Here is a 1370-nt window from a genome sequence, read left to right as displayed (position 1 = left end):
GCGACCACCGCGTGGAGTTCCATGAGCTTCCAGACTTCGTCCTTGGTCGCAGCAACTACTTTACCTGGGCAGGCCTCCATGCCTTCGCAATCCTTGCAGGCATATGAGTATGCAGTGTTCATCGCTTTCACCTCCGTGCGCTCGGAAAGTTGGTTAGAACTCAAGAAACGTCGGCAGCCCGTCGTCGAGTTTTATCCATGGCTGCTGATGCGAAACGAAGACATGGGCTTTTGGCTGAGTAATCGATGGGTCGTCCAACGTCACAGCAGAAAACCACGCGTCAGCGCTCCAGTCTTGGCCCTCAACTTCATTTAGGGCGGCATAGGTCAACGTCGTTCCACAGTCCCGACAAAATCCGCGGCGAATACCCGGAGTTTTCTCAATGTGTTGGATTTCGCCTTTGATAACGGCGAAGTCTTCGGCGGCTACCTTAGCCCAAGTTACAAAGGCACCGCCAAGGGCCATTTGGCATGAACGACAATGGCAATGTCCCGACCAGACAGGTGGTGTCGCGATCTGGTATCGAACCGCACCACAGTAGCATCCACCTTGAATTTTTTCCATCGTATCAAGATCTCCCGGCATGCGGCTAGGCTGACATCCGTGATGAAGCCTATACCTACTTTTCTTGGAGCTTATAAACAGATTTCGATATGAATATTGTCAAGAAAACCGATATCATGCGACTCAAATAGTCTAACAAAACATTAGAAAATCTACAGTATGGATTGGTTGCACCTTCCCCCGATGAACGCTTTGCGCGCCTTCTCAGCGGTTGCGGAAGCAGGGAGTTACACCGTCGCGGCTGAACACTTGAACGTAACCCAAGCGGCTGTCAGCCAGCAGGTGAAATCGTTGGAAAGGCATTTGGGTGTAGCTCTCGTTGCCAGACGTGGGCGCAGCATTGAATTGACAGATCCAGGCATCATTCTTGCACGTGAACTGGGTATCGGCTTCGAAATTATCGGAAGGGGTGTCGAACGACTGGCGGAACATGCAGCGCACCGTCCCGTTCAAGTGACCATGTCACCCGCATTCGCAGTAGAGTGGCTATTGCCAAGAATGGCAGAGTTTCAACGACAACATCCAGAGATCACTTTGATGCTGAACCCAACCTCGGAGCTGGTTCAGATAAAGCCAGGTGGTATCGACGTCGCCATTCGGTATCACGATAGACGCATGCCAAGAAAAGAAGAGGATACTGTTCTTGTCTCCGACATGGTCGTGATCGGAGCACCTTCACTTGTGGAAGGCCAAGATCTGCGTGACCCGGCCTCTTTAACGAAGCTTCCCTGGTTGCAGGAACTGGGCACCAACGAGGCGGCCGACTGGTTCACCTATCATGGGGTCGTACCTCCCGAGCCATTGAC

Annotated in this window: 2 protein-coding genes; one reads left to right on the top strand and one right to left on the bottom strand. The window is 52.3% G+C overall.

Annotation, left to right across the window (positions count from 1 at the left end):
* Positions 1-153: 153 nt before the first annotated feature.
* Positions 154-564 carry a GFA family protein gene (locus AC2FI9_RS22785; RefSeq protein ID WP_496771013.1) on the bottom strand — a complete coding sequence of 137 codons (411 nt, stop codon included), beginning with the start codon at positions 562-564 and terminating at the stop codon, positions 154-156.
* 183 nt (positions 565-747) lie between these two features.
* Here AC2FI9_RS22785 and AC2FI9_RS22780 point away from each other — a divergent pair.
* A partial coding sequence (locus tag AC2FI9_RS22780; protein ID WP_496771011.1) for a LysR family transcriptional regulator occupies positions 748-1370 on the top strand: 623 nt, incomplete at its 3' end.

The organism is Ruegeria sp. CDSA246, from assembly GCF_059611225.1.
This window is presented reverse-complemented; position numbering and strand designations above follow the sequence as displayed.

Bases quoted from the DNA above. Each gene is read 5' to 3' on its own strand.
- AC2FI9_RS22785 (WP_496771013.1), bottom strand. From the start codon at position 564: ATGGAAAAAATTCAAGGTGGATGCTACTGTGGTGCGGTTCGATACCAG.